The sequence below is a fragment of the Ruegeria sp. AH12 genome, assembly GCF_056541465.1.
This window is the reverse complement of record NZ_JBQFYL010000161.1, coordinates 1-702: the sequence shown is the minus strand read 5'-3', so window position 1 is coordinate 702 and position 702 is coordinate 1. Positions and strand designations below refer to the sequence as shown.

At 57.4% G+C, this 702-nt stretch carries 1 protein-coding gene; it reads left to right on the top strand.

Annotation, left to right across the window (positions count from 1 at the left end; genetic code table 11):
• Positions 1 to 609, top strand: a 609-nt coding sequence (locus ACR0EL_RS22335) for an SDR family oxidoreductase (protein ID WP_480502334.1), incomplete at its 5' end; no start/stop codon positions are given.
• Positions 610 to 702 lie beyond the last annotated feature (93 nt).

Sequence of the window (702 nt, the reverse complement as noted above, 5' to 3'; positions counted from 1 at the left end):
CACAACGTGGAGGTAAGCCTACACGACTTTGACGTGCTGGACAGTGCCGCGCATACCCGGTTCGTCGACGCTCTGCCTGTCTTGCCGGACGTGGTGATCTGCGCCATCGGACTGATGGGGGATCAGATCGAGAATGAACGTGACATCGAGGCTGCTACCCGCGTGATGCGGAGCACCTATGAGGGCCCGGCGCACATTCTGGGTCTTCTGGCGGAACGGTTCGATGCGCGGGGTTCCGGGCAGATCGTGGGCATCAGTTCCGTGGCGGGCAATCGCGGACGGGCCAAGAATTATGTCTATGGCTCCGCCAAGGCAGGCTTTACCTCCTATCTCTCCGGCCTGCGCAACCGGATGGCCAAACGCGGGATCCACGTAATGACGGTGCTGCCAGGGTTCGTGAATACGCAGATGACCGCAGGTATGGACCTGCCCGAAAAACTGACGGCAGAACCCGAAGAGGTGGCTGATGCGATCTTCAAGGGCTTACGCAAAGGCCGGAACATCATCTACGTGCGCCGCATCTGGTTTGTGATCATGGCGATTATTGGTGCGATCCCGGAAGGCGTATTTAAGAAGATGGATATTTCATGGGTGGTGCACATCGGTTGAAACCTATCATGACATTTCGAGCTAAGACGCGCTGTATGAAATTGTCGGGCGAAGCGGCCATGTCTTTTGCCGATGTCCGCTAGGATCGGGAAC